General features: G+C 67.9%; 18 protein-coding genes and 1 pseudogene. 4 read left to right on the forward strand and 15 right to left on the reverse strand.

Annotation, left to right across the window (positions count from 1 at the left end):
- Positions 1-27 precede the first annotated feature (27 nt).
- Complete coding sequence (locus tag I5E_RS01230; RefSeq protein WP_022905395.1) at positions 28-1,698, forward strand: glycosyltransferase family 61 protein; 1,671 nt, start codon at positions 28-30, stop codon at positions 1,696-1,698.
- Here the strand turns inward: I5E_RS01230 and I5E_RS01235 are convergent.
- From I5E_RS01235 to I5E_RS01250, 4 genes are read right to left on the reverse strand one after another with little or no spacing between them, the layout of a single operon-like run.
- Entirely contained in the window at positions 1,692-4,298 is a 2,607-nt protein-coding gene (locus tag I5E_RS01235; protein WP_187290438.1) for a bifunctional glycosyltransferase/CDP-glycerol:glycerophosphate glycerophosphotransferase, read from the reverse strand. The two genes, I5E_RS01230 and I5E_RS01235, sit on opposite strands and share 7 nt — an antisense overlap.
- A 40-nt stretch (positions 4,299-4,338) precedes the next feature.
- Positions 4,339-7,044 carry a bifunctional glycosyltransferase/CDP-glycerol:glycerophosphate glycerophosphotransferase gene (locus I5E_RS01240; RefSeq protein WP_187290439.1) on the reverse strand — a complete coding sequence of 902 codons (2,706 nt, stop codon included), beginning with the start codon at positions 7,042-7,044 and terminating at the stop codon, positions 4,339-4,341.
- A complete protein-coding gene (locus I5E_RS01245; protein WP_022905398.1) occupies positions 7,044-7,772 on the reverse strand; it encodes an ABC transporter ATP-binding protein in 729 nt (242 codons plus the stop codon). Before I5E_RS01245 ends, I5E_RS01240 begins: the two co-directional genes overlap by 1 nt.
- The gene (locus I5E_RS01250) at positions 7,769-8,590 is read right to left on the reverse strand and encodes an ABC transporter permease (protein ID WP_022905399.1); all 822 of its coding nucleotides are present in this window, start codon (positions 8,588-8,590) and stop codon (positions 7,769-7,771) included. Before I5E_RS01250 ends, I5E_RS01245 begins: the two co-directional genes overlap by 4 nt.
- A gap of 642 nt (positions 8,591-9,232) precedes the next feature.
- Here I5E_RS01250 and I5E_RS22425 point away from each other — a divergent pair.
- Together I5E_RS22425 and I5E_RS25080 are read left to right on the forward strand one after the other, a co-directional pair.
- On the forward strand, positions 9,233-10,132 hold the full coding sequence (locus tag I5E_RS22425; protein ID WP_022905400.1) for a glycosyltransferase: 900 nt from the start codon (positions 9,233-9,235) through the stop codon (positions 10,130-10,132).
- Positions 10,129-11,583, forward strand: coding sequence for a glycosyltransferase family 2 protein (locus I5E_RS25080; RefSeq protein ID WP_022905401.1), 1,455 nt, complete (start codon positions 10,129-10,131; stop codon positions 11,581-11,583). The genes I5E_RS22425 and I5E_RS25080 overlap by 4 nt, the downstream gene beginning before the upstream one ends.
- A 57-nt stretch (positions 11,584-11,640) precedes the next feature.
- Here the strand turns inward: I5E_RS25080 and I5E_RS01265 are convergent, their stop codons facing one another.
- The 11 genes and pseudogenes from I5E_RS01265 to murC form a co-directional block, all read right to left on the reverse strand.
- Positions 11,641-12,423, reverse strand: a complete 783-nt coding sequence (locus I5E_RS01265) for an aminoglycoside phosphotransferase (RefSeq protein ID WP_022905402.1) — start codon at positions 12,421-12,423, stop codon at positions 11,641-11,643.
- Positions 12,424-12,458: 35 nt separating this feature from the next.
- On the reverse strand, positions 12,459-15,941 hold the full coding sequence (gene dnaE / locus I5E_RS01270) for a DNA polymerase III subunit alpha (RefSeq protein ID WP_042723464.1): 3,483 nt from the start codon (positions 15,939-15,941) through the stop codon (positions 12,459-12,461).
- 625 nt (positions 15,942-16,566) lie between these two features.
- Positions 16,567-17,490, reverse strand: a complete 924-nt coding sequence (locus I5E_RS01275) for an RluA family pseudouridine synthase (RefSeq protein WP_022905404.1) — start codon at positions 17,488-17,490, stop codon at positions 16,567-16,569.
- Positions 17,487-18,149 carry a signal peptidase II gene (gene lspA, locus I5E_RS01280; RefSeq protein WP_022905405.1) on the reverse strand — a complete coding sequence of 221 codons (663 nt, stop codon included), beginning with the start codon at positions 18,147-18,149 and terminating at the stop codon, positions 17,487-17,489. Before lspA ends, I5E_RS01275 begins: the two co-directional genes overlap by 4 nt.
- 2 nt (positions 18,150-18,151) lie before the next feature.
- Positions 18,152-18,841 carry a DivIVA domain-containing protein gene (locus tag I5E_RS01285; RefSeq protein WP_022905406.1) on the reverse strand — a complete coding sequence of 230 codons (690 nt, stop codon included), beginning with the start codon at positions 18,839-18,841 and terminating at the stop codon, positions 18,152-18,154.
- Positions 18,842-19,018: 177 nt separating this feature from the next.
- The gene (locus tag I5E_RS01290) at positions 19,019-19,321 is read right to left on the reverse strand and encodes a YggT family protein (RefSeq protein WP_022905407.1); all 303 of its coding nucleotides are present in this window, start codon (positions 19,319-19,321) and stop codon (positions 19,019-19,021) included.
- Between the two features lie 71 nt (positions 19,322-19,392).
- On the reverse strand, positions 19,393-19,956 hold the full coding sequence (locus tag I5E_RS01295; protein WP_022905408.1) for a cell division protein SepF: 564 nt from the start codon (positions 19,954-19,956) through the stop codon (positions 19,393-19,395).
- Between the two features lie 44 nt (positions 19,957-20,000).
- Positions 20,001-20,726, reverse strand: a complete 726-nt coding sequence (locus tag I5E_RS01300; RefSeq protein WP_022905409.1) for a YggS family pyridoxal phosphate-dependent enzyme — start codon at positions 20,724-20,726, stop codon at positions 20,001-20,003.
- A 7-nt stretch (positions 20,727-20,733) separates the two neighbouring features.
- The gene (gene ftsZ / locus I5E_RS01305) at positions 20,734-21,903 is read right to left on the reverse strand and encodes a cell division protein FtsZ (protein ID WP_022905410.1); all 1,170 of its coding nucleotides are present in this window, start codon (positions 21,901-21,903) and stop codon (positions 20,734-20,736) included.
- A 138-nt stretch (positions 21,904-22,041) separates the two neighbouring features.
- On the reverse strand, positions 22,042-23,319 hold the full coding sequence (locus tag I5E_RS22435) for an FtsQ-type POTRA domain-containing protein (RefSeq protein ID WP_022905411.1): 1,278 nt from the start codon (positions 23,317-23,319) through the stop codon (positions 22,042-22,044).
- Positions 23,316-24,476 (reverse strand): annotated as a pseudogene (gene murC, locus I5E_RS01315) (UDP-N-acetylmuramate--L-alanine ligase); the annotation flags it as partial. The pseudogene murC and the gene I5E_RS22435, both read right to left, overlap by 4 nt.
- A gap of 20 nt (positions 24,477-24,496) precedes the next feature.
- Here murC and I5E_RS24105 point away from each other — a divergent pair.
- On the forward strand, positions 24,497-24,662 hold a 166-nt coding region (locus I5E_RS24105), incomplete at its 3' end, for an AMP-binding protein (RefSeq protein WP_441294316.1).

Raw genomic sequence — 24,662 nt, forward strand, 5'->3', positions numbered from 1 at the left:
GACGTGGACGCACCATAGTCTGTATGCATGGGCATCTTCGGGCGGTCGTCGATCACTGCAACTGATTGGCGGAAGGTCGCCAAGGCGATGTCCAAGTCGCTTGCGGGCATACATGGCAGGCTGGCGTTCGTCACGGACGACACTGAACACCCGGCCATCCCGTGGCTTGTCCACGAGTTCCCGTCCGTTGTCGTCATCGGACCGTCAGAAGCGGAACGACCCGGACTGAGGTCCGTTCTCGCCGAATCACTCGAGGACGAGACCGCGGCGGTGATGATGCTCGGAAGCGTCGGTGCGATCGTCGACGTCCGATCTCGAACGGACAAGGAACGATCCTTGCGGTGGCAGTGGTTGTTCTACCACGTCCGTCGGAACGGTCTCTACCTGACCGAGCACGGGTCATCGTCCGAGTGGTGGAACGACTCGGACTTCCTTGGCGGCGAGAACCGATCGGCGCGTGACTTCGAAGAACTGTCGAGATCGGTGGATAGTGTCGCCGAACTCCACGGCGCCATCGCGTTGACCAAGAGATGTCAGCACGTCTTCAAGGTCAAGGACGAGAACGCAAACAAGGTCATACCGGCGCGACTGCCCCTCGCGCGATTGGCGCTGATCGAGACGCGCCACGGCGGCAAGTTCGAGGGCTCGACGACAGTCGTTGAACACGGTGACGAGCGCCGCCTCCCACCACAACGTTGGAATTACCACCACTCATTCGTCCGCAAAGTTTCGGGCGGAATCACGATGCGTCGAGACGGCCTCGCGCTGATCAACGACACGGTGTTGCCATCGTCTTTCAGGCACGCTCGCGCGCGAAGCGTCTCAAATCCTCAGCTCGACAGCTTCAATCAAGAATTTGGCCGGGTACGAGACCACGCGCCTGGGCGACGGCTCAACGGATCGTTCTACGACCTGAGTTCGACCATGAGCGGGCACTTCGGCCACATCCTCACCGAGACAGTGAGCAAGCTGTGGGGATGGGATCAAGCCAAGAAGGCAGATCCCGATCTGCGAGCGATCTACCGGATCCCCCACGCTGATTATTCACCCACAGTCGAGAGAGCCATCTTCAAAGCCTACGGCATCACTGACGATGACATCGAGTGGGTACACGACGATGTTGAGGTGCAGCAGTACGTCTGGAGTTCATACCTCTGGCAGAATCTCACCCGCTACCATTTCCATCCGCTGGTCAAGAAGACCTGGGAACGGCTTCGAGTCAACATGGTGACACCTCAGGAGACGAAGCGGCGAATCTTCGTTTCTCGAAAAAATGCCCCCACGAATCGTGCATGCCTCAACCTCGATGAGGTCGAGTCGCACTTCGCTCAACGCGGATTCGAGATCGTATACCCTGAGACTCTGCCCTTCATCGAACAGGCAAACACGTTCGGTAACGCAGCCGTCGTCGCGGGGTTCGCCGGATCCGGCATGTTCTCGATGATGTTCGCACCGCGACTCGATGGGGTTCTCGTACTCTCGCACGACTCATACACGGCGAGGAACGAGTTCCTGTACGCGACCGCTCTCTCCGACGAACTCCACTACTACTGGTCCCGCGCCCAGGTCCAGCACGGTGACGACTTCTCCGTCGCTGCTTTCCACTCCCCCTGGGAATTCGACTTCAAAGCCCACGGACCCGCGCTCGACAAGAGCATCGCTCGCATGCACGAATTGGCGGACCGTCAGATTCACTGAAGAGCAGAGCTCTCCAGGGCTCTCATGGCCTGATACACACGCTGACTCGATCCGCCGTCACGGGTTGTCCCGAAGGCACTTGCAGCCCGGTCCGCGAACAGCTCCTCTGACACGAAGCCCCGTTCAGCGCTGCGGCGAACGACGTCGAGCAACGCGGCCTCGTCCGCAACCACGGGTCCGAAGCCGTCCTGTCCGTAATCGAAGTAGCCTTCGCGCCGCGGATTCTTGCCTCCCCAGAACTCCGCCTTGTCGAACTGATAGTAGGCAAGAGGAATGTCGACGAAGGCCGCGTCGAAGGCGATCGACGAATAGTCCGTGATGACGAACGCGGCACTGGCCAGGACTTCCTGGATGTCGTCCACCCCGAAGTCCAGCACCTCGACGCTGCTGGGAAGCCCGAACTCGTGCAGGTAGGGGCGCATGTGTGGATGCGGCATCAAGGCGATCCGCTTCCCGCTCGCGGTGGCAATCTGGTTGAGGAGATCCGAGTTCACGAGGGAGGAGTATCGAAGCGCGTATTCGGTTGTGCCGAAGTTCTCGATCCGTGCACGCTCGTTCGCCCCTCCGACTCGGTCTCCGACGAGGTACTGACGCCACGTCGGAATGATGACGATGCGTTCACTCTGTGAAGCCGCTTGCCGCTTCCGCAGCAATTCGTCGTGACGCGGGAGTCCCGTCAACTTCGTTTCCTTGTCCGAGAACTTGTAGGGCCCTGGACCAGCGATGGACGCGTACTCAGGCTCCGTCGTCGTCACGAAGAGGTGAGGATCCTTGCCGTTCAGCCAACGGGAGAGATCGTCCTGGATGACCCCGTGTTGCAGGAATGTGAAGAAGTACCGCGGCTGCCCGTACCGCCGCCGGTCGATGGGATGGGTGACGTAGTAATCGGCGTGCGATGACGCAAAGTGATCGGCACTCAGCAGAAGTTGCTTCCAGCGGCGAGAGCCGTGCTCCACCAAACGGAAGCCCTCTGCTTGCAAGCGTGACCAAGCGGGGCTCGTGCGCTCGAGGATGAACCATGCGTTGACTTCAGGCTGTTCCCGTGCGAGGTATCGGTAGAGGTGTTCCGCGTTGTCGTTCGCATGGTCGTTCTTGTCCATCAGCGCCCAAGCATGGGCGAAACGCCGGCGGACCCATGGCAGACGCAACGAACACGCCATCAGCCAGTTGTCGGCCTTCCACTTCGACCACTTCCGCTTGCGCCACCAAGCGCCCAGACTCCGCCGGAGATAGCGCGGATACGAAACGTCGGTAGGCGCGTAACGCTCTCGGACACGGCGCCGCTGGTCCTGAACGACCTGGTTCACGATCGCTGGTGTCAACCCCTCGCTCGTCGGCTGCTGCTCCCAGCGACCGATGGAACGAAGAACTCCGTCGAGCCGAATCTGAACTTGGCGGCCGCGGGCGACCCACAGGAGCCTCTTGCGCATCACGGTGCGCCCGTAGAAAGAGAAGTCTTGGACGGTTTCATGCTCTGGGCGACGGGCTTGGTCATCGACCACGATCTCCTCGATCGGGAGTTCGCCCGTGAACCAGTACTCGAGCTTGACCTGCTGGTGCACCTCGTCAACCTCGGTGAACCGAACGTACGACGAGCGGAACGGTTGCACGCCGTCGTACCCGTGGAGCAGTGCCATGCGAATCGCGTACTGCACACCGATGAAGTCGAAGCTCCGGATCGCGTCCGGGGCGATGAGCGACAGGATCTCACCGACAAGACGGTGGAACTCGGGGAACACGTGCGTAGGCGCCGAGGCGCTCAGCGAATGGATCGCAAGCTGCGCCTTGAACATCCAGAACAGCTCGTAGAGCACGGTGTTCTCGAGCCAGCGGGGCACGGGACCCATGCTTTGCGCCCGTTCGAGGAGGTCGAGGTATCCGTAACGGAGGATACTGGTGTACTTGCCCTCGTCGGTGAAGCTCGACCCGAGGAGTGACGAATCATCCTCCCGAGTCCGGTAATGGTACTTCGCAGAGGCCATAAGGCCAAGGAGATGCGTGTTCGATGAAAGCAGGTACCGACCGATCAGGTGACCGTCCTCGAAGTGCGGACGAACGCGACCGTCGAATTCCAGCGCGCGCTCCACGAGGATCTCGCGACGGAAGAACGCGGAATTCACGCTCAACTGGAAGATGGGTTCCACGGCGAGGTTGACGATCCTTGACCCCGACCCGAACTTCGCACGGTGTGGGTGGTTGTCCACAAGTCGCCCGTCCGGCAGAAGCCGCATCTGGTGAGCGGCGAGGAGCGCGAGGCCCGGATGTGATCCATGAACGTCGACGAACTTGGCGACCTCCGCGAAGTAGCCCGGATCGAGGGCATCGTCGGGGTCGATGAACGTTACCCAATCACCTCTCGCCCGCTGCAGCCCCGCGTTGCGCGCTGCAGCCACCCACTGGTTCTCCTGTGTGATGACGGTCACGTCGTCACCGCGGCTTGCTTCCCACGCGCGGAGTCGGCGGAGCGTGTCGTCCGTCGAGCCATCGTCGACGAAGATCAGCTGTACACGGCCCATGTCGAACGTCTGCGCTTCGAACGAAGCGAACAAGTCATCGAGGTAGCGACCCACGTTGAATGCTGCGATGACGGCGGTGAACAAGTATCGCGCCGCGTCTCCTTCGCTAACCGGCATGACCTTTTCATTCCTCATCCGACATTGCCCCCTTGGCGAGCGACTTCCTGATTCGTCGACCCGAATCCATTCCCTGCATAGCGTCGAAAACTCGCTGACAATTGAGCTCATCGCGGGTGACGAAGGCTTCGGCAGATCGCACCGTGAACTGCGGTTCCGAGGTGAAGCCGCTCTCCGCGATGACGGCGAGAGCATCGATGACTTCGTCGGCGGAACGGCTGACCCTCCCGAAGCCATCACGACCGTAGTCGAAATACCCCCGCCGCCCCACGTGGGTGCCGTCGAAGAACGTTTCTGCGTCGAACTGGAAGTAGACCAACGGCATGTCGAGGAACGCCGCATCGAAGGCGATCGACGAGTAGTCAGTGATCATGGCGGCGCCGCGCGCGAGCACGTCCTGCACGTTGACCTCGGCGTAACCGCGGACCTCCACTGCTGGCGGAAGGTCGAAGTCAGAGAGGTAGGGCTCAAGGTTCGGATGCGGCATGAACACGATTCGCTTACCAGCGCTGGCGGCGAGATCGTGGAGTGCAGCGGACGTCAGGAGATCGATCCATGCCCGCGCGTAGTCGCTCTCGAGGAACGCCGGATTCTTCGCGCGGGTGTTCGAGCCCTTCACCTGACGACCGGACAGTCGCTTTCTCCACGTCGGCATGATGAGAATCGCATCGCGGTCTGCCACTGCCACCGACTCGCGCTTCCGCAGGAGTTCGTCATGGCGCGGGAATCCGGTGAGGACGACTTCGCGATCTGAGAACGAATACGGACCTGGGCCGGCGATCGCCTCGCGTTCCTGCGGTGTGACGACCACGAGCAACTCCACGGGCTTGGGGTTGATCCAGCGCGAGATGTCGTAGTTGGTGACGCCGTGCTGAAGCCAGGTGAAACGGTACTTCGGCGGGCCGTAGCGTCGGACGTCGAGCGGCTGGACAACGTACGCGTCGATGTGGGAGGACACGAGGTGAGCCGCATGGAGCAGGAGCGCCCGCCACTCCTCCGATCCATGCGCGATGAGGCGAAAGCCTTCGTCCGCCAGCCGGTGCCAGTCCGGAGATGACCTGGTGAGGACGAACCATGCGTTGATCTCGGGATGATGCTGCCGAACCCAGCGGTACAGGTGCTCCGCATTGTCGTTCGCTTGGTTGTCCCGGTCCATGAACACCCAAGCGTTCCCAAACCGCCGCCGTGTCGAGCGGACTCGCGCTCGGAATCCGAGCGCGACGTCTGCAAGTCGCTTCTTCTCGAGCGCTGTCGAGATGGAGCGACGCAGTCCGGACAGGGCCCAGCGTGTTGCAGATCTGTCGAGGCCGTCCCACTCGGGCAGGGAACGACCGCGCTGATCCATGATGAGCGGGTGCAGCTGACGGGCGGTCAGTTCCAATTCGGGTCCGACCATCGCGTCCGTGCCGAATGCCCGCCGTTGACCATCCAGCACCACACGCGATCGAATACCGCGTGCCAGCCAGACGTGACGTTGCCTGAGCACCGCTTTGCCGTAGAAAATGTAGTCCTGGACAGTCGCGTAAAGGGGCTGAACAACGCGCTCGTCCACGATCCACTGTTCCTCCGGCTGGTCGCCGGTGAACCAGTAGGACATTCGGATCTGTTGCGTACGCTCGTCCACTCGAGTGAGTCGGACGACGTCCGGGCGCTCGCTGTTCCCCGTGTAGCCGATGAGGACTGCTTGCCTGACTGAAGTCTCGACGCCCATCAGGTCGAAAGTCCTCACAGCCTCGTCACTGATCAGTGCGCGTACACGGGCTACGAGCGAGTGGAAGCGGTCGAAGACGTTCGGAGGAGCCAACGCGGTTCGAGATTCGATCGCGCGCTCGTTCTTGAAGTACCAGAACAGGTCGTACAACAGCGTGTTCTCGAGCCAGCGAGGGAGTGGACCCACTGACGCTGCGGTCTCCGCGAGGTCAAGGAGACCGTGCTCTACGACATCCGTGTACTTGCCGGGCTTGTCGTGATGGGACTCCATCAACGACGTCCCGTCTCCGCGGACTCGATAGTGGTACTTCGCGGACGCCAGGACGCCGAGGTGGTGCGCTTCGGTGCGCAGCAGGTACTTGCCGATGAAGTGAGCGTCCTCGAACACGGGTCGAACACGACCATCGAACTCCAAGGCGTTCGATCGGATGTCAGAAGCACGGAAGAAGCTCGAGTTGACCGCCAGCTGGATGAACGGCTCCAGATGAAGATCGATGACGCGAGAGCCCTTGGCGAATTTCTTGCGTAGGGGGTGCGTGTTCCGAAGCTCCCCTGATTCGAACAAACGCATCTGGTGAGTCGCCAAGAGATTCACGGTGCCCTGTCCGTGTATGTCGACGAACTTGTCGACCTCGGAGAAGTAGCCGTCATCGAAGACGTCGTCCGGATCAGCGAACGTGACCCACTCCGCATCGACAAGTCGCATCCCAGTGTTCCGCGCGGCGGCTACCCACGCGTTCTCCTGGCGCACCACAGTCACGTGGTCCGTGCGGTCCGCCGCCCAGTTGCGGAGGATCTCGTAGCTGTCATCGGTTGATCCGTCATCCACGAACACGAGCTGCACGCGTCTGATCGGGTAGGTCTGCCGCTCGAGGGAAGTGAGCAAGTCGGGCAGGAACCGAGCGACGTTGTAGGTCGCGAGTACCGCGGCGAAGCGAAAGGTCGGGGCGCCGGGCATTGGTCCTTCCGGGTTCTCGGGTCGGGGCAACATGTCGCCGCTCATCACACGGTGGCGTCGTACGCCTTGATGACCGTTTCCGGGTCGCCGATCTGCTTCAGCTCTCCACCCTCGAGCCATGCGACTTCGTCACACATTGCCTTCACAGTGCTCATCGAGTGGGAGACGAGGATGACCGTGCGGCCTTCGTCCTTCATCTCCTTGAACTTGGTGCGGCACCGGTTCTGGAACGTCGAGTCGCCGACTGCCAGGACCTCGTCGACTACGAGGACATCCGGCGTCACCGCGACGGCGACCGAGAACCCGAGCCGCACGTACATGCCGGACGAGTAGTTCTTCACGGGCTGGTCGATGAAGTGGCCGACGCCGGAGAACGACACGATGTCGTCGAACTTCCGCGCGACCTCCTTGCGGCTCATGCCGAGGATGGACCCGTTCAGGAAGACGTTCTCGCGGCCGGACAGCTCGGGGTGGAAGCCGGAGCCGACCTCGAGCAGCGATGCCTGCTTGCCGCGGGCGGTGATCGCGCCCTCTTCCGGCCAGAGGATCTTCGCCAGGCACTTGAGCAGTGTGGACTTGCCTGACCCGTTCTTGCCGATCAGTCCGAAGGTGGTGCCGTGCGGCACCTCGAACGAGACGTCCTTCAGGGCCCAGAAGTCCTCGTGCACGGACTTCTTGCCCCGCATGACCATGCTCTTCAGCGAGTCGTTGCGCTCCTTGTACATGCGGAAGCGCTTCGAGACGTGGTCGACGGTAACGGCAGCATCGGTCACAGCAGTTCAGCCAGCTTCTTCTCGTTGCGGGAGAACACGAAGTAGCCGAGTGCGAGCGACGCGCATCCGGCGATGGCGCACGCGACCAGGTCGGTCCAGTTCGGGAGTCGGTTGTCGTACATGAGGTTCCGGAAGACCTCGGAGAACCGCTCGATCGGGTTGAGCTTGTACACGTGGATGATCCACGGGTGCCCGGCCTTGTTCGCCGCGTCCTCGACGAGCGACAACGGGTAGATGATCGGCGACAGGTACATCCACATCTGCAGGGCGATGCCGACGAGGTGCTGCATGTCGCGGAAGTGCACGTTGACGATGGACAGGATCAGCCCGAGGCCGGCGGCGAACATGGCGAGGAACACCATGGTCAGCGCGATCACGGGCAGGTAGATCCAGAAGTTCGAGCCGGCGATGGCGAGGGCGATGAGCAGCACGCCCATCTCGACGAGCCAGGTGAAGCCGAACGAGCCGACGGCCGCGAGCGGCAGCGTCATCCGGGGGAAGTAGACCTTCTTGATGAGCGAGCCGTTGGCGACGATCGACGTCATGCCGGAGTTGATGACGTTCCGGGCGAAGATCCACGGCAGGAGTCCGCACATCAGCCACAGCGGGTAGATGTTCAGTCCGCTCGGGTCGCCGACCTCGAGCCGCGCCCGGAAGATGAACGAGTACACGATCGTGTAGATCAGCATCGTCGCGAGCGGGTTGATCAGCGACCACAGCTGCCCGAAGACCGTGCGGCGGTACTTGCCCTTGACCTCTCGCGCTGTGAGGTTCGCCAGCAACTCGCGCGAGGACATGAGCTCGTTCAGGTACGTCATGCTTCGGGTGCTGGCTCCTCCGGAGCGCAGACAGCGCGCTCCTCGCGGGATTCGGGGGACGAGGCATTCTCGCACAACCGTTGCATGATGCACGATCCGCACCGTGAACGCTGTCCACAGAAGGTGTCGAGATGACGAAGACTCGCCGAAACCTTTGTAGAGTGACAAGGTGATCGTCAGTTTCGCCAACCACTCCACGGCGCCGGTGAACCTCGGTGGTGCGGAGCGGTCACTCCTCCGGTTCGTCGAGGACTGGCTGACGATCGACCCGACCATGACCCCGACCTTCGTCACGAAGGCACCCCGGGGCAAGTTCATCGAGGCGCTCGACGAGCACGGCTGGTCCTACGACGCGCTGCGCTTCCGCGGCTGGGCCCTGCCGAGCCCGCAGCCCGCACCGGCTGCGGAGCGCGCCGCGTTCGCCACCGTCGACTACGCGGCCGTGAACGCGATCATCCGGCTGTACGAGCGCCAGCGCCCCGGACTTCGTCGTCACGAACACGCTCGTCGCCCCCGTGGGCGTCTTTCGCCGGCGGCGGTGCTCGGGATCCCCCAGGCCTGGTTCGTCGGCGAGTACGGCGACCTCCACCACGGGTTGCAGTTCCAAACGGGGCGCGCCGGGTCCTCGGGGACATCGGCCTCATGTCGGGCGCCGTGGTCACCAACTCCGAGGCGATGCGCGCGCACCTCGCGCAGTACGTGCCGGACCACAAGCTCTCCGTCGCCTACCCGACGGTCGACACCACGCGCCTCCAGGCCACCCGCGACCAGCCGCCCGCGGTGGCGCCGTTCCCGCAACCCGACCCCGGGCTCCGTATCACGGTGCTCGGCCGCGTCGAGGAGTCGAAGGGCCAGTTCCGCGTGGTCGACGCGCTCGGCGCGCTCCGCGCGCGCGGCGTCACCGCGAGCGTCTGCTTCGTGGGCAGCTGGAAGCACCCGGGCGAGGACCAGCGCCTCACCGACCGTGCCCGCGCGCTCGGCGTCGCCGACCACGTCGTGTTCGCGGGCGAGCAGCACATCCCCGCGCCGTTCATCGAGGCGGCCGACGTCTGCGTCACGCCCTCGACGATCGAGGCGTTCGGTCGCACCACCGCCGAGTACATGACGCTCGGCAAGCCGGTCGTCGCGACCCGCCAGGGCGGGAGCGCCGAGCTGGTCGAGCCCGGGGTCACCGGCACGCTGGTGGACGCGGACGACACCGCGGCCCTCGCGGACGCCCTCGCTGCGTACGCGGCCGACCCCGACTCGGCCAGGAGGCACGGTGCGGCTGCTCCGGAGCGGCTCGCCGCCGTCACGGGGTCGGGTCACGACAACGCCGCCGCGATCGAGCGGCTGGTCGCCCTGGTCGGCACCGAGGGCTACCGACTCCCCCAGGCCGCGCGCTACTGGTTCGAGCTGCCGGGGGCCTACGCGTCCCTCGGCGCGACGAGCGCCCGCGCCGCGGTGGGCCTGCTCGCGAATCGGGTGCGGTCGCGCTCGGGTGCGGTGGGCCGGCTGCTCGCCCGTCCGGGTGTCGTCGTGCGGAAGCTGGCTCGCCGGTGACCCGCGACCGCCGTGCGGTGACGATCGTCGTGCCGGTCTACGACGACCTGCCCGGACTCGAACGCTGCATCGAGGCGCTCCTCGAGACGGTCGACTTCTCGGTCGACCGGGTGCTGCTCGCGAACGACGTCGGCCCCCGCGTCGACGTGATCGAGGCGCGGATCCTCGAGCTCGTCGGCGACCACGACGGCTTCGAGTACGCCCGCAACGCACGGAACCTCGGCTTCGTCGGCAACTGCAACCGCGCGGTCCTCGAGCTCGACGGGACGGGCAACGACGTCCTGCTCCTCAACAGCGACACCGTGCCGATGCCCGGGTTCCTCGACGAGATGACGGCGGTGCTCGCCTCCGACGACGTGATCGGCGTCGTCTGCGCCCGCAGCGACAACGCCACGATCGCGTCGTTCCCGTACGCCCGCCGGAACCCGAGCGCGAACCTCGCACCCCGACGGACCCGCGAGCTCCACGGCCGCACGAAGTACCTGCTCCCCCGCCACACGGTCTCCCCCGTCGCGATGGGCTTCTGCTTCCTCATCCGCCGCGAGATGATCGACCGCTTCGGCCTCTTCGACGAGGTCTTCTCGCCGGGCTACGGCGAGGAGAACGACTTCTGCCTGCGCATCAACGAGGAGGGGTTCACCTCGGTCCTCGCGAACCGTGCGCTCGTCCTGCACACCGGGTCGACGAGCTTCAGCGGTGACCGCGGCCCGTCGCTGCGGCTGGAACACGAGCGCATCCTGCTCGAGCGCTACCCGTTCTACGGCGGCGCCGTCGCCCTGTTCCTCGCCCGGTACCGCGACGCGGTGGACGTCTTCGCCGACGCCTTCCTGCCCGACGACGACGTGGTCCGGGTCGCGCTCCACCTTCCCGGCGACCTCACCGACGAGCTCGTCACCCGGGTCCGCAGCACCCTCGCCGCAGCGTCCGACGACATGGTCGTCACCGTCATCGTCCCCAGGTCGCAGGTGCGCGCGGCGCGGCAGGCCCTGCCGGGTGCGTCGATCGCCGTCGGCGGGCGTCCGCGGCAGATCTTCGACGTCGCCGTCGCCCTGGGCGCGCTGACGACGTTCGCCCAGCTCTCCGCGCTGAACGCCAACGCGCCACGGTGGGTCCTGGTCGATCCCGTCTCGCACGACCACCGCTGGTCGCTCGCGGTCGCGAACCACCGCGCGTCGGCCATCGACCGGATCCTGCGCCGCTTCGAGAACCACAGCACCGTGTGGCACGGCGGCGACGACCTCGTCAAGATGGTCCGCATGGCCGCGTCGTCCGAGATCGACCCGGTGGCGCTCCGCGCGCGCTGGCACGCGGTGTCGGACATCGCCGAGGCCACGGGGCTGCTCGTGCACCGCGCGACCGTCTCGATCCGCCGACTGACCGCGCTCACCTTCGGTGCGCGGAGCCCCCGTCTCGTGGCGCGCATCCGCGCCATCACCGGTCGCGGGGCCTGACCGGACCACCCGCCGGTCTGGAGGCGCGGGTCGGCGCCGACCCGCGCCTCCTGGCCGTCAGACGAGCGCGTCGACGACCGGACCGTGCCGGTGGGCGGTGGCCGGGTCCCACGCGTCCAGCAGCTGCAGCGTCGCGATGCGGAACGCGAGCGCCCGCACCAGGAGCTGCGCCCACTCGGCGATCCCGTCGCCGAGGGCGCCGACCGCGTCGACCGGGTACCCGTGCCAACACACGGCGTCCACCGCGGCGATGGCCGCGCCAAAGCCGGCGGGCCGCCAGGACGGTGGCCAGTCGATCACCGTCGGCGGCTGACCGTCGGCGAAGAGGACGTTGCCGAGCAGGTCCCGGTGCACGAGCTGGGACGGCGACCGGACCGGCCGGAACGCGGCACCGAGCCGGTCGAGGGCGGGGTGCCGCGGGAGCGGAGCAGTCCCCCAGGCCATGCCGTCGGCACGACTCCACGCGTCGTCGGCATGGTCGAGGAACGCCGGGCGGTCCAGGTGCGCGATCGCCTCGTGGAACGCCGTCCCCGCGGCGATGACGTCGGCCACCCGGGTCGGGTCGGCGTGCCCGGGCACCCACTCGAGCGCTTCCCACGCGCCGGCGCGCCAGGACCCCTCGGACGTCGGGACCGGCCGGGGTGTGCGGAACGCCGGGCTGTGCTCCAGCTCGGCGAGGACCGTGGCCCGCCAGTCCGTCACCGCCGCGCCGTCGTGCGGCCGGAGGACCACGGTGTCGGCGCGCCAGGTCAGCCCGCGGCCGCCCGAGAGCAGGACCGGTCGGGCACCGTCCACCCCGAACGCCCGCAGCACGGCGGGGTCGGGGCGGACGGGCAGCACGTCAGACCAGGCAGTGCGTCAGACCCGGCAGCACGTCAGACCAGGCAGCGCGGGCCGAGCAGGCTCTTCAGCTCGCCGAACAGGTCGGGCGTGAGGTTCACCGGGAACGGCAGCTCGAAGGTACGAGCCACGTCGTCCTTGATGAGCTTCAACCTGACCTCGGTCTCGCCGCTGTGCCGGCCGAGCACGGCGGCGAGCTCCGTGACCGTCGTCGTGGTCGCCTGACGCTCGGGCAGGCTCAGCGTGAGCGGTCCGGATCCCATCGCGTCGCCGACGTTCGGCTGGAACATGCTCACCGCGTGCAGGGCCTTGCCGTCGTCGCGGACGTTCACCCGCCCGCGCAGGACGACGATCGAGTCGGCGACGAGCGACGGCCCGAACTCCTGGTACGTCTTGCCGAGGAACATCACGCCGATCTGCCCGCCGAAGTCCTCGATGTCGACGATGCCGTACGGGTTGCCGCTCGACTTCGCGACCCGGTGCTGGACGCTCGTGAGCAGACCGGCGACCGTGACGGTCTCGCCCTCGACCGAGTCGTCGGCCGCGATGAGGTCGGCGATGGTGATCGACTGGTGCTTGGCGAGCTCGATCTCGAGCCCGGCGAGCGGGTGGTCGGAGACGTACAGGCCGAGCATGTCGCGCTCGAACGCGAGCTTGTCCCGCTTGGACCACTCCGGCCGGTCCGGGACCTGCGACACCACGGCCGCCGAGGGCTGTTCCTCGGCCACCTCGGCGAAGAGCGAGTCGAAGTCGAACCCGACGTTGCCGTGGGCCTCGTCGCGCTTGACCTTCACCGCGCCCTCGACCGCAGCCTCGTGGATCTCGACGAGCGCCCGGCGGGAGTCGCCGAACTCGTCGAAGGCACCGGCCTTGATGAGCGACTCGACGGTGCGCTTGTTCGCGGACGAGATCGGGATCTTGCGCAGGAAGTCGTGGAACGACTCGAACGCGCCCTTCTCGGTGCGGGCCTTCACGATGTCGTCGACGACGTTGAACCCGACGTTGCGGATGGCGCCCATGCCGAAGCGGATGTCCTCGCCGACGGCGGCGAAGAAGCCGATCGACTCGTTGACGTCCGGCGGCATGACCTTGATGCCCATGCGGCGGCACTCGTTGAGGTACAGCGCGAGCTTGTCGCGGGCGTCACCGACACTCGTCAGCAGCGCGGCCATGTACTCGGCCGGGTAGTGCGCCTTGAGGTACGCGGTCCAGAACGACACCACGCCGTACGCCGCCGAGTGCGCCTTGTTGAACGCGTAGTCGGAGAACGGCAGCAGGATGTCCCACAGCGTCTTGATGGCAGCGGCCGAGTAGCCGTTGTCCTGCATGCCCTTCTCGAAGCCCGCGTACTGCTTGTCCAGCTCGGACTTCTTCTTCTTGCCCATCGCGCGGCGGAGGATGTCCGCCTGGCCGAGGGAGAACCCGGCGACCTTCTGCGCGATGGCCATGACCTGCTCCTGGTAGATGATCAGGCCGTAGGTCGTGCCGATGATGTCCTGCAGGGGCTCGGCGAGCTCGGGGTGGATCGGGGTGATCGCCTGCTCGCCGTTCTTGCGGAGCGCGTAGTTCGTGTGCGAGTTCGCACCCATGGGCCCCGGACGGTACAGGGCGATGAGCGCCGAGATGTCCTCGAAGTTGTCCGGCTTCATCAGGCGCAGCAGCCCGCGCATGGGGCCGCCGTCGAGCTGGAACACACCGAGGGTGTCACCGCGCTGCAGGAGCGCGTACGCCTCGGGGTCCTCGAGCCCCATGGTCTCGAGGTCGAGCTCGATCCCGCGGTTCGTCTTGATGTTGTCGAGGGCGTCACTGATGATCGTCAGGTTCCGGAGGCCCAGGAAGTCCATCTTGATCAGGCCGAGCGACTCCGCTGCCGGGTAGTCGAACTGCGTGACGATCTGGCCGTCCTGCTCGCGCTTCATCACCGGGATGATGTCGATCAGCGGGTCGCTCGACATGATGACGCCGGCGGCGTGCACGCCCCACTGTCGCTTCAGCCCTTCGAGCCCGAGCGCGGTGTCGAACACCGTCTTCGCCTCGGGGTCGGTCTCGACGACCGTGCGGACGTCCACCGCCTCCTTGAAGCGGGGGTGGTCCTTGTCGAAGATCCCGGTGAGCGGGATGTCCTTGCCCATCACGGGCGGCGGCATCGCTTTGGTGAGCTTCTCGCCCATGCCGAAGGGGAACCCGAGGACGCGCGAGGAGTCCTTGAGCGCCTGCTTCGCCTTGATCGTGCCGTAGGTGACGATCTGCGCGACGCGCTCGGACCCGTACTTCTCGGTGACGTACTTGATCGCCTCACCGCGGCGCCGGTCGTCGAAGTCGACGTCGAAGTCGGGCATCGAGACGCGGTCCGGGTTGAGGAAGCGCTCGAAGATCAGGCCGTGCCGGATCGGGTCGAGGTCGGTGATGCGCATCGCGTAGGCCACCATCGAACCGGCACCGGAACCACGGCCCGGGCCGACGCGGATGCCGTTGTTCTTCGACCAGTTGATGAAGTCGGCGACCACGAGGAAGTACCCCGGGAAGCCCATCTGGTTGATGATCCCGACCTCGTAGTCGGCACGCTCCTGCACCTCGGGCGTGATGCCCTCGGGGTAGCGGTACTCGAGCCCCTTGGCCACTTCCTTCTCGAACCACGAGTGCTCGGTCTCGCCGTCGGGCACCGGGAACTTCGGCATGTAGTTGGCCGCGGTGTCGAACTCGACGTTGCACCGCTCGGCGATGAGCAGCGTGTTGTCGCAGGCCTCGGGGTTGTCGCGGAAGAGGTGCCGCATCTGCTGCGGGGTCTTCAGGTAGAACTCGTCGGCGTCGAACTTGAAGCGGTTCGGGTCGTTCAGGGTGGAGCCGGACTGCACGCACAGCAGCGCCGCGTGCGACTTGGCGTCGTGGGCGTGCGTGTAGTGCAGGTCGTTCGTGCCGACCAGCGGGATGTCGAGGTCCTTCGCCAGGCGGATCAGGTCGCTCATGATCCGTCGTTCGATCTCGAGCCCGTGGTCCATGACCTCGGCGAAGTAGTTCTCCTTGCCGAAGATGTCGCGGTAGTCCGCCGCCGCCTTGACGGCTTCGTCGTACTGCCCGAGCCGCAGGCGCGTCTGGATCTCACCGGAGGGGCAGCCCGTCGTGGCGATGATGCCCTCGTGGTACTCCTCGAGCAGTTCGATGTCCATGCGGGGCTTGAAGTAGTACCCCTCGATCGACGCCTTGCTCGAGAGCCGGAACAGGTTGTGCATGCCCGTGGTGTTCTCGGCGAACATCGTCATGTGCGTGTACGCGCCGGAGCCGGACACGTCGTCCCCGCCGCCGTCGCCCCAGCGGATGCGGGTCTTGTCGGTGCGGTGGGTGCGCGGCGTGATGTACGCCTCGGTCCCGATGATCGGCTTCACGCCGCCGGCCTTGGCGGCCTTCCAGAACTCGAACGCGCCGAACATGTTGCCGTGGTCGGTCACTGCGACGGCGGGCATGCCCTGCGCCGCGGTCTCGGCCACGAGGTCGCCCAGCCTGGCGGCGCCGTCGAGCATCGAGTACTCGCTGTGCACGTGCAGGTGGACGAAGGAGTCGGAATCCGACACGGAACCTCCGGTTCGCGGGAGCTGCTGCGGTCTGGGAACAGCCTAACCGCGACCGAGGACAAACCCGGGCGCGTCGGCGCGGTCGCCGGGCCCCGGCGCGGCACACGCGCGGACCGCGACGCCGAGGTCGCACAACGCGCCGAGGGACACGCGCGGACCGCGACGCCGAGGTCGCACAACACGCCGCGCGCGTGCCGCCCAGGTCGCACGATGTGTCGCTCCTCGGCGCCGCGAGCGACAGATCCCGCGACCTCGCAGACGAGGTGGCAAGGCCCGATGTGGCCGGGCCCGGCGAGCCTGGCGCCCGGCGCGACCGACACCGGACGGGAGGCGCGGTGCGGGGCCCACCCGCGCCTCCAGGCCGTCGGGGGTCGCCCCGCGCCCGACGCGACGCGACGCCGAGCGGGCGGGACACGCCGCGTGCGTGCCGCCGAGCGGACGGGACACGCCGCGTGCGTGCCGCCGAGCGTGCAGAATGTGCCGCTCGGAGGCGCCGAGCGTGACGTATTTCGCCCGCTCGGCGGGACGGGACGGGACGGGGCCGCGCGGGACGGGGCCGCGCCGCGCCGCGCGCCTACGCGGCGCGGATGCGGTCGAGCGCCAGCTGCAGGTCGTCGGGGTACTCCGCCGAGTACGACACCCACTCCCCCGTGCGCGGGTGCTCGAACCCGAGGCGGACGGCGTCGAGCCACTGCCGGGTCAGCCCGAGCTCGTTCGCGAGCACCGGGTCGGCCCCGTACATCGTGTCGCCCACGAGCGGGTGCCGCGTCGCCGCCATGTGCACCCGGATCTGGTGCGTGCGGCCGGTCTCGAGGTGCACCTCGAGCAACGTCGCCGACCGGAACGCCTCGAGCGTCTCGTAGTGCGTCACGCTCGGCTTGCCGTCGGCCGTGACCGCGAACTTCCAGTCACTCGAGGGGTGCCGTCCGATCGGGGCGTCGATCGTGCCGGAGGTCGGGTCCGGGTGGCCCTGCGCGAGCGCGTGGTAGACCTTGTCGACCGTGCGCTCCTTGAACGCGCGCTTGAGGTGCGTGTACGCGAGCTCGGTCTTCGCGACGACCATGAGTCCCGAGGTGCCGACGTCGAGGCGGTGCACGATGCCCGCACGCTCGGCGGCACCGGAGGTCGCGATCGTGAAGCCGGCGGCGGCGAGGCCCCCGGGCACGGTCGGGCCGTCCCAGCCAGGCGAGGGGTGTGCGGCGACGCCGATCGGCTTGTCGACCACGACGATGTCGTCGTCGTCGTGCACGACCGTCATGCCGGGGACCTCGACCGGGATGATCCGGGGGGCTTCCTTCGGCGTCCACTCGACCTGCAGCCACGAGTCGGCGTGCAACCGATCGGACTTGTCCACGGTCACACCGTCGACGGTCACGCCACCGGCTGCGACGACCTCGGCCGCGAAGGAGCGGCTGAACCCGAGCAGCTTCGCGATGGCGGCGTCGACGCGCTCACCGGCGAGCCCGTCCGGGACCGGCAGGGAACGGCTCTCGGTCACGTCGCGTCGTGCCCGAGGGTGTCCCGCCCGTCACGCGGCGCGCGCGGGTCGTCGACCAGGGGTCGGGAGGCGCGGAGCTCGTCCGCCTCGGAGGCGTCCGACTGCGCGCGGGCCGCGTCCGCCGCGCGCTGCTGCTTCGCGGAGAGGGCGCGCGAGCCGTCGAGGTTCACGCCGAGGATCACCAGCAGGACGAAGATCACCATGCTGATGCAGATGAACGAGTCGGCGATGTTGTAGATCGCCGGCATCATCCACGGCGTCGAGATGAAGTCCACCACGTGGCCGCGGCCGAAGCCGGGCTCACGGAAGAGCCGGTCGAGCAGGTTGCCGAGCGCCCCGCCCAGGAGCATGCCGAGCACGAGCGCCCACCACATCGAGCGGATGCGTCGGGCGAACAGGATGATCGCGACGACGACGGCGGTGGAGACGATCGAGAACACCCAGGTCATGTTCACCGCGAACGAGAACGCGGCACCGGGGTTCCGGACGTAGAGCAGCTGCAGGACGTTCCCGAGGACCGGGACCGGCGTACCGTACGGCAGGTTCTGGACGACGAGCGCCTTCACCCCCTGGTCGAGCGCCACCACGACGACAGCGGCGAAGGCCAGTGCCGCGATCGCGCGGACACTGACCTTCGCTCGTGATGCTGGTCGCGACAACGTCAGTTGCCGAAGCCCTGCGCCGATGCCGGCGCCGGGGTGAGACCGGACTGCTCGGTGCCCGAGCCGTCCAGCTCAGCGAGCTGACCCTGGATGTAGCTCTTGAGCTGTGCGCGGTAGTCGCGCTCGAACGTGCGGAGCTCGTCGATCTTGCCCTCGAGCTGGCGCTGCTCCTGCTCGAGCACCGCGACACGCTGACGGTTCGTGTTCTCGGTGTCGGCGATGATCTGGCGCTGCTTGGCCTCGGCCTCGGAGACGAGACGCGCGGCCTGGGCGGTGCCCTCGGCGATGAGCGCATCACGCTTCTCGACGCCTTCGCGGACGTGCTCCTCGTGGAGACGACGCGCGAGCGTCAGGAGGTTCGTGGTGCCCTCGGTGTCCTCGTCGGCCGGGACCGTGGTGGCCGGCGCGGCGGCGGCGACCGGAGCCGGCTCCGGAGCGGCTGCCACGGGGGCGGGCTCCGGCTCGGGCTCGGGCTCGGGGGTCGGGGCGGACTGCTCGGCCTCGGCCGGCTTCGGCGCCGACTCGGCCGCCTGCAGACGCTGGCGGAGCTCGTCGTTCTCGGCCGTCAGGCGACGGAGCTCGACCACGACCTCGTCGAGGAAGTCGTCGACCTCGTCCTGGTCGTAGCCCTCGCGGAACTTCGTCGGCTGGAACCGCTTGTTGACTACGTCTTCCGGCGTCAAAGCCATTGCCGTCACCTCAATAGAACTGCTGAACGTGTGGAACCGAACCGGTGCGACCGAATCTACCAGTCACACCGATCGGTGCGGATGCCACGCCTGGGCGAGCATCGGTCCCGACCACCGTACACCGACGGTGGCCGTGAACCGTGACCGCACCCTGGGCGTGGCGCGTGTCGTGTCCCCCTAGTTGGCGAACACGGGGATGAGCAGGGCGATCACGAACCGGAGGATGATCGCCACCAGGAGCACGATCGTCCAGCCGAAGTCGAGGGCCACGGGACCCATGCGCATCGGCGGGAGCACCCGTCGGACCGCCCGGATCGGCGGGTCCGTCACGGTGTAGACCACGTCGGCGACGACGAGGAGTCCTCCGCGCGGCCGCCAGGACCGGTTGAACTGCTGGACGATGTCGAGGACGAACCGCCCCCACAGCACGAAGATGTACAGCAGGAGGAGGTAGGACAAGATCGTGAGGATCGCGGTCACGATGGGGCTCGCTCAGCTCGGGTGCGGATCGTCACGCGACGACCTGCACGGGGCGGGTGGGCCTGAGGGACTCAGGACTGGGCGAAGAAGGACGCCTCGATGTCGGACTCTACCTCAGGCGCCTCACCGCTCACCGCGACGTGGGCCGGCGAGAGCAGGAAGACCTTGTTCGTGACGCGCTCGATCTTGCCGTAGAGGCCGAGCGACAGCCCCGAGGCGAAGTCGATCATGCGGCGGGCGTCGGCCTCGGTCATCTGCGAGAGGTTGATGATGACGGGGATGCCGTCACGGAAGCTCTCGGCGATGGACTGGGCGTCCTTGTACTCGCGCGGGTGGACGGTGAGGATCTCGTTCATTTCCTGGACCGGTGCTGCCTTCTGTGCGGACGTGTGCGAGCGGCGGAGCGGGGTGACCTGTGCGCCGCGCTGGTGGGTGTGCGCCTTGGGCTCGGCAGCGACGGGCGCCACCGGTGCCGCGGCGGGCGCGGGGGTCTCGTCGGCGACCTGCGCGGCCGCGGGGGCGGGAGCCGGAGCGGACTGCTGGCGCGCGGTCTGCTGCTGCGGCTCGTCCTCGTACTCGAGTTCCTCGTCGGCGAGGCCCAGGTAGACCATCGTCTTCTTCAGCGGGTTGGCCATGGTTCCTCCGGAGGTCGGTGCTCGTGGATGCCCTTGCAACGAGGCTAGGGCGCGACCGGCCGATTTCCCGTGATTGCGGACCCGATCCGCAGGTGTGTCGCGCCCTCGAGCACGGCGTCGGCGTAGTCGCCGCTCATCCCCGCCGAGATGTCCGTCGCCGTCGGCACGACCGACACCACGCGCTCGGACACGCCGCGGAGCCGGGCGAACGCCGCGCGGGGCTCCTCGTCGAGCGGCGCGACCGCCATCACACCCCGCAGCCGGATCGTCCCGGTCGCGAGGACCCGTTCGACCATCGCTTCGACGGCGTCCGGTCGGACACCACCGCGGTCGGGGTCGTCGGTCAGGTTCACCTGCACGAAGCCGTCGATGACCGGCGGCTCCGGCTCGGCCTCGGTCGGGGCGAACGCGTCCACGACCGACTCGCGGTCGAGCGACTGCACGACGTGCGCGTACCGCCGGACCTGCCGGGCCTTCTTCGACTGCAGCTGGCCGATGAAGTGCCAGGTCAGGTCGAGGTCGGCGAGCTCCGCGGCCTTGGCCTGCGCCTCCTGGTGGCGGTTCTCCCCCACGTCGGTGACGCCGAACGCGGCGAGCTCGCGGACGAGGGACGCCGGGTGGAACTTCGTGACGACGATGAGCGTGAGCTCGTCGGCCGAGCGCCCTGCGGCGCGCGCCGCGTCGGCGATGCCGCTCCTGACGGACGCGAGACGCGCCTCCGGTCCGTCGTCTGGTGACGAGGCGGACGGGAGGCGCGGTTCGGCTACCAAGGAGGACTTACTTCAGGAAGTCGGGGACGTCGAGCTCGTCGTCGTCGTCGTCGAACGCCGGGTCGGCGGCACGCTGCGCGGGCGCCTCGTGCTCCTGCGACGCCCACGACGGAGCGGACGAGGACGAGTCCTCGATCGCACCGCTGGCACCGGCGGACGCCACGGGCACGGTCGCACCGGCGTCGGGGTCGACCCAGCTGGAGCGACGCTCCTTGAGCTGCGAGGTCGGCTCGCCACCGTCGAAGCCGGCGGCGATGACGGTCACGCGGACCTCGTCACCGAGGGTGTCGTCGATGACGGCACCGAAGATGATGTTCGCCTCGGGGTGCACGGCCTCCTGCACGAGACGGGCCGCGTCGTTGATCTCGAAGATGCCGAGGTTCGAGCCGCCCTGGATCGAGAGCAGGACGCCGTGGGCACCGTCGATCGACGCTTCGAGCAGCGGGCTCGCGACGGCCAGCTCGGCGGCCTTGATCGCCCGGTCGGCGCCGCGCGAGGACCCGATGCCCATGAGCGCCGAACCGGCACCCTGCATGACCGACTTGACGTCGGCGAAGTCGAGGTTGATCAGGCCCGGGGTGGTGATGAGGTCGGTGATGCCCTGCACGCCGGCGAGGAGCACCTGGTCGGCGGTGGCGAAGGCCTCGACCATCGAGATGCCGCGGTCGCTGATCTCGAGCAGGCGGTCGTTCGGCACGACGATGAGCGTGTCGACCTCGTCCTTGAGCCCGGCGACGCCGTTCTCGGCCTGGGACTGACGACGCTTGCCCTCGAAGCTGAACGGCTTCGTGACGACACCGATGGTGAGGGCGCCGATGGACTTGGCGATGCGGGCGACGACGGGCGCACCACCCGTGCCGGTCCCACCACCCTCACCGGCGGTCACGAACACCATGTCAGCACCGGCGAGGGCCTCTTCGATCTCCTCGGCGTGGTCCTCAGCGGCGCGACGGCCGACCTCGGGGTCCGCGCCGGCGCCGAGGCCGCGGGTGATCTCGCGGCCGACGTCGAGCTTGACGTCTGCGTCGCTGAGCAGCAGCGCCTGCGCGTCGGTGTTGATCGCGATGAACTCGACGCCACGGAGGCCGAGCTCGATCATCCGGTTGACGGCGTTGACGCCGCCGCCGCCGACACCGACGACCTTGATGACGGCGAGGTAGTTGTGGTTCGTGGTCACGTCAGTCAGGCCTCCGGTTGAACCCTCAACCTCTACTTGAAGTTCAGGGGCAATGCTGGTAGATGTGGTGCTCGCATCGACGCTACGGGTGCCGTCCGCAGGCTGTCGCGCCGCCACGCCGCGTGTCGCGCGATTCCGCTACTTCTTCGCGCGGATGATCCCGTTGTCGGGCGCGCTCACGTCGTACTCGACCACGGTGCCGGGGTTCCGGGCCGCGTGGTCCTTCACGAGGGCCGCGAGGAGCGCCGCCTTGGCGTCGGACTGCTCGGGGTTGCCCCAGACGACACTCGAGCGGTCGCGCAGGGTGAGCGTCACGTCGTCGGCGGTCGAGCCCTTCACGCTCGTCACCTGCGACCGCACGGTCGACGGCAGCGCCAGGACGACCTCGGTCATCGTGCGGAACTCGCTCGATCCGAGCCTCGCCTTCCCGATGTCGGCGAGCGGCATGTTGGCGGGCTGCTTCGGCGAGGACTGCACGACGATGCCAGCGGGGTCGACGAGGTCGAAGGACTTCCCGGACCGCACCGCCACGACGGGCGTGCGCTCGGTGACCGTGACGACGAGGGTGTGCGGCGGGGCCTCCTCGGTCACGTAGCTCTCGATGAGCGGGAAGCCGGCGATGTCGCGCTTGATGGCGTCGAAGTCGAGCCGCGCCAGCGGGGTGCCGATCTGGTCGGAGAGCGCCTGGCGGACCTCGGTGGCGTCGACGCGGTTCGTGCCCTTCACCTCGATCGTCTGCAGGGCCATCAGGGGCGAGAACACCGCGACGAGGATCGAGATCCCGAACACCAGGACGATGCTCGCCGCGGTGATCCACGCGGCACGGCGGTGGCGGCTGCGGCGGGTGAAGCGACGGACCTCGGCCCGCTCGAGCAGGCGACGGCGGCGCTTGGCGATCCGGGCCTCGCGCGCGGTCTCCGCCGCGCGGACGCCGGCGCCGATCGGGCGCTCGCCCTCGCGCTGCTCGGAGCCGTGCAGGTCGGTGCCGTCCGGGTCGGAGCCGTGCAGGTCGGTGAGGTGGGCGAGCCGCTCGGCGTCCTGCCGTTCGGTCTCCCGCCGCTCGCGGGCGGTGCGCTCGGCCTCCGGGTCGTGGTGGTCCTCGTCCGGCGTGTACTCGCGCAGCCGTCCGGCGACCGAGGACAGCCCGGCGCCGAGGCGCCGCCCCGCGGCGCCGGCGAGGGCCCCGGCACGGTCGCGCGCCGAGGCGGTCGCCGGGTCGGTGGCGGTGGGGTCGGCCGTCTCGCCGTCCGGCGCGGTCGGGGCGGGCTCGTGCCGCGCCTCCTGGACCTCCGGCTCGACCTCGCGGGACGGACGCCTCGGGGCCGTCGGGGTGCGGCGCTGCCGGGGCGCACGCGCGCCCGCAGCAGGTGCGTCCGGGCGGGCCGGACCCTCGTCGAACCCCTCTGGACGCTTCACCGGGACTGCGTCCCGTCGTCGTGGAGGGCACTGAGCACCTGCGGGATGATGCGGTACACGTCGCCGCAGCTCAGCGTCATGATGATGTCGCCGTCCCGCGCGACCGCGGCGGCGCGCGCGGACGCCTCGTCCCAGTCCGGCAGGAACTCGACACGCGACTGGTCGGCGAAGCGCTCCTGGACGAGGGCGCCGGTGACGCCGGGTTCCGGGTCCTCGCGGGCGCCGTAGACGTCGAGGACGACGGTGTGGTCGGCGAGCTCCTCGTAGACCTTCGCGAAGTCGCCGGCCATCATCCGGGTCCGCGAGTACAGGTGCGGCTGGTGGATCGCGATGATGCGGCCGTCGCCGACGACGTTCCGTGCCGCCCTGAGCGCGGCCGCGACCTCGGTCGGGTGGTGGGCGTAGTCGTCGTAGACCGAGACCCCGCGCTCCACGCCGTGCAGCTCGAAGCGCCGCTGGGTGCCGCCGAAGGCCTCGATCCCGCGGATCGCGTCCGCGGCGGCGACGCCGAGTCCGGTCAGGACGGCGAACGCGCCGACGGCGTTGATCGCGTTGTGCCGCCCGGGCACGCGGAGCGTCAGGTGGTGCGATGCGCCCGCTGCGCGGAAGTCGACCTCGACGCCGGCGGACTCGGTGATGCGCTCGATCCGGACGTCGGCGTCGACGGCCTCGCCGAAGGTGACGACCTCGGGGGCGTCGGTGCGCGCGCGGATGCCGGCGGTGACGGCCTTTGCGCCGGCGTCGTCGCTCGAGATGACGACCCGCTCGGACGCCTTCGCGGCGAACTCGACGAACGCCTCGGTGAAGGCCTCCTCGCTGCCGTAGTGGTCGAGGTGGTCGGCGTCGACGTTCGTGACGAGCGCGACGGCGACGTCGTAGAGCAGGAACGAGCCGTCGGACTCGTCGGCCTCGACGACGAACAGGTCGCTCGACCCGGGAGCGGAGCTCGTGCCGAGGGACTGGATGACCCCGCCGTTGACGAAGCTCGGGTCCAGACCCAGCTCGACCATCGCTGTGACGATCATGCCCGTCGACGTCGTCTTGCCGTGGGCACCGGCGACCGCGACGAGGCGCTGGCCGGCGATGAGCGCGGCGAGGGCCTGCGAGCGGTGCAGGACCGGGATGCCGCGGCGCTGGGCCTCGAGCAGCTCGGGGTCGGCTCGCACGGGGGACCGCCGTGCCCGAGGCCCCCGGCGCCGACGCACCGGCCGCCGTGCTGTTCACGTCGGGGTCGACCGGCCCGGCCAAGGGCGTCGTGTACACGCACGGGCAGCTCGGTGCCGTCCGGGACGCGCTGGCCACCCAGTACGACATCGGCGTCGGCACCGGGCTCGTCGCCGGGT

The organism is Curtobacterium sp. B18 (assembly GCF_000333375.1).
GTDB lineage: Bacteria > Actinomycetota > Actinomycetes > Actinomycetales > Microbacteriaceae > Curtobacterium.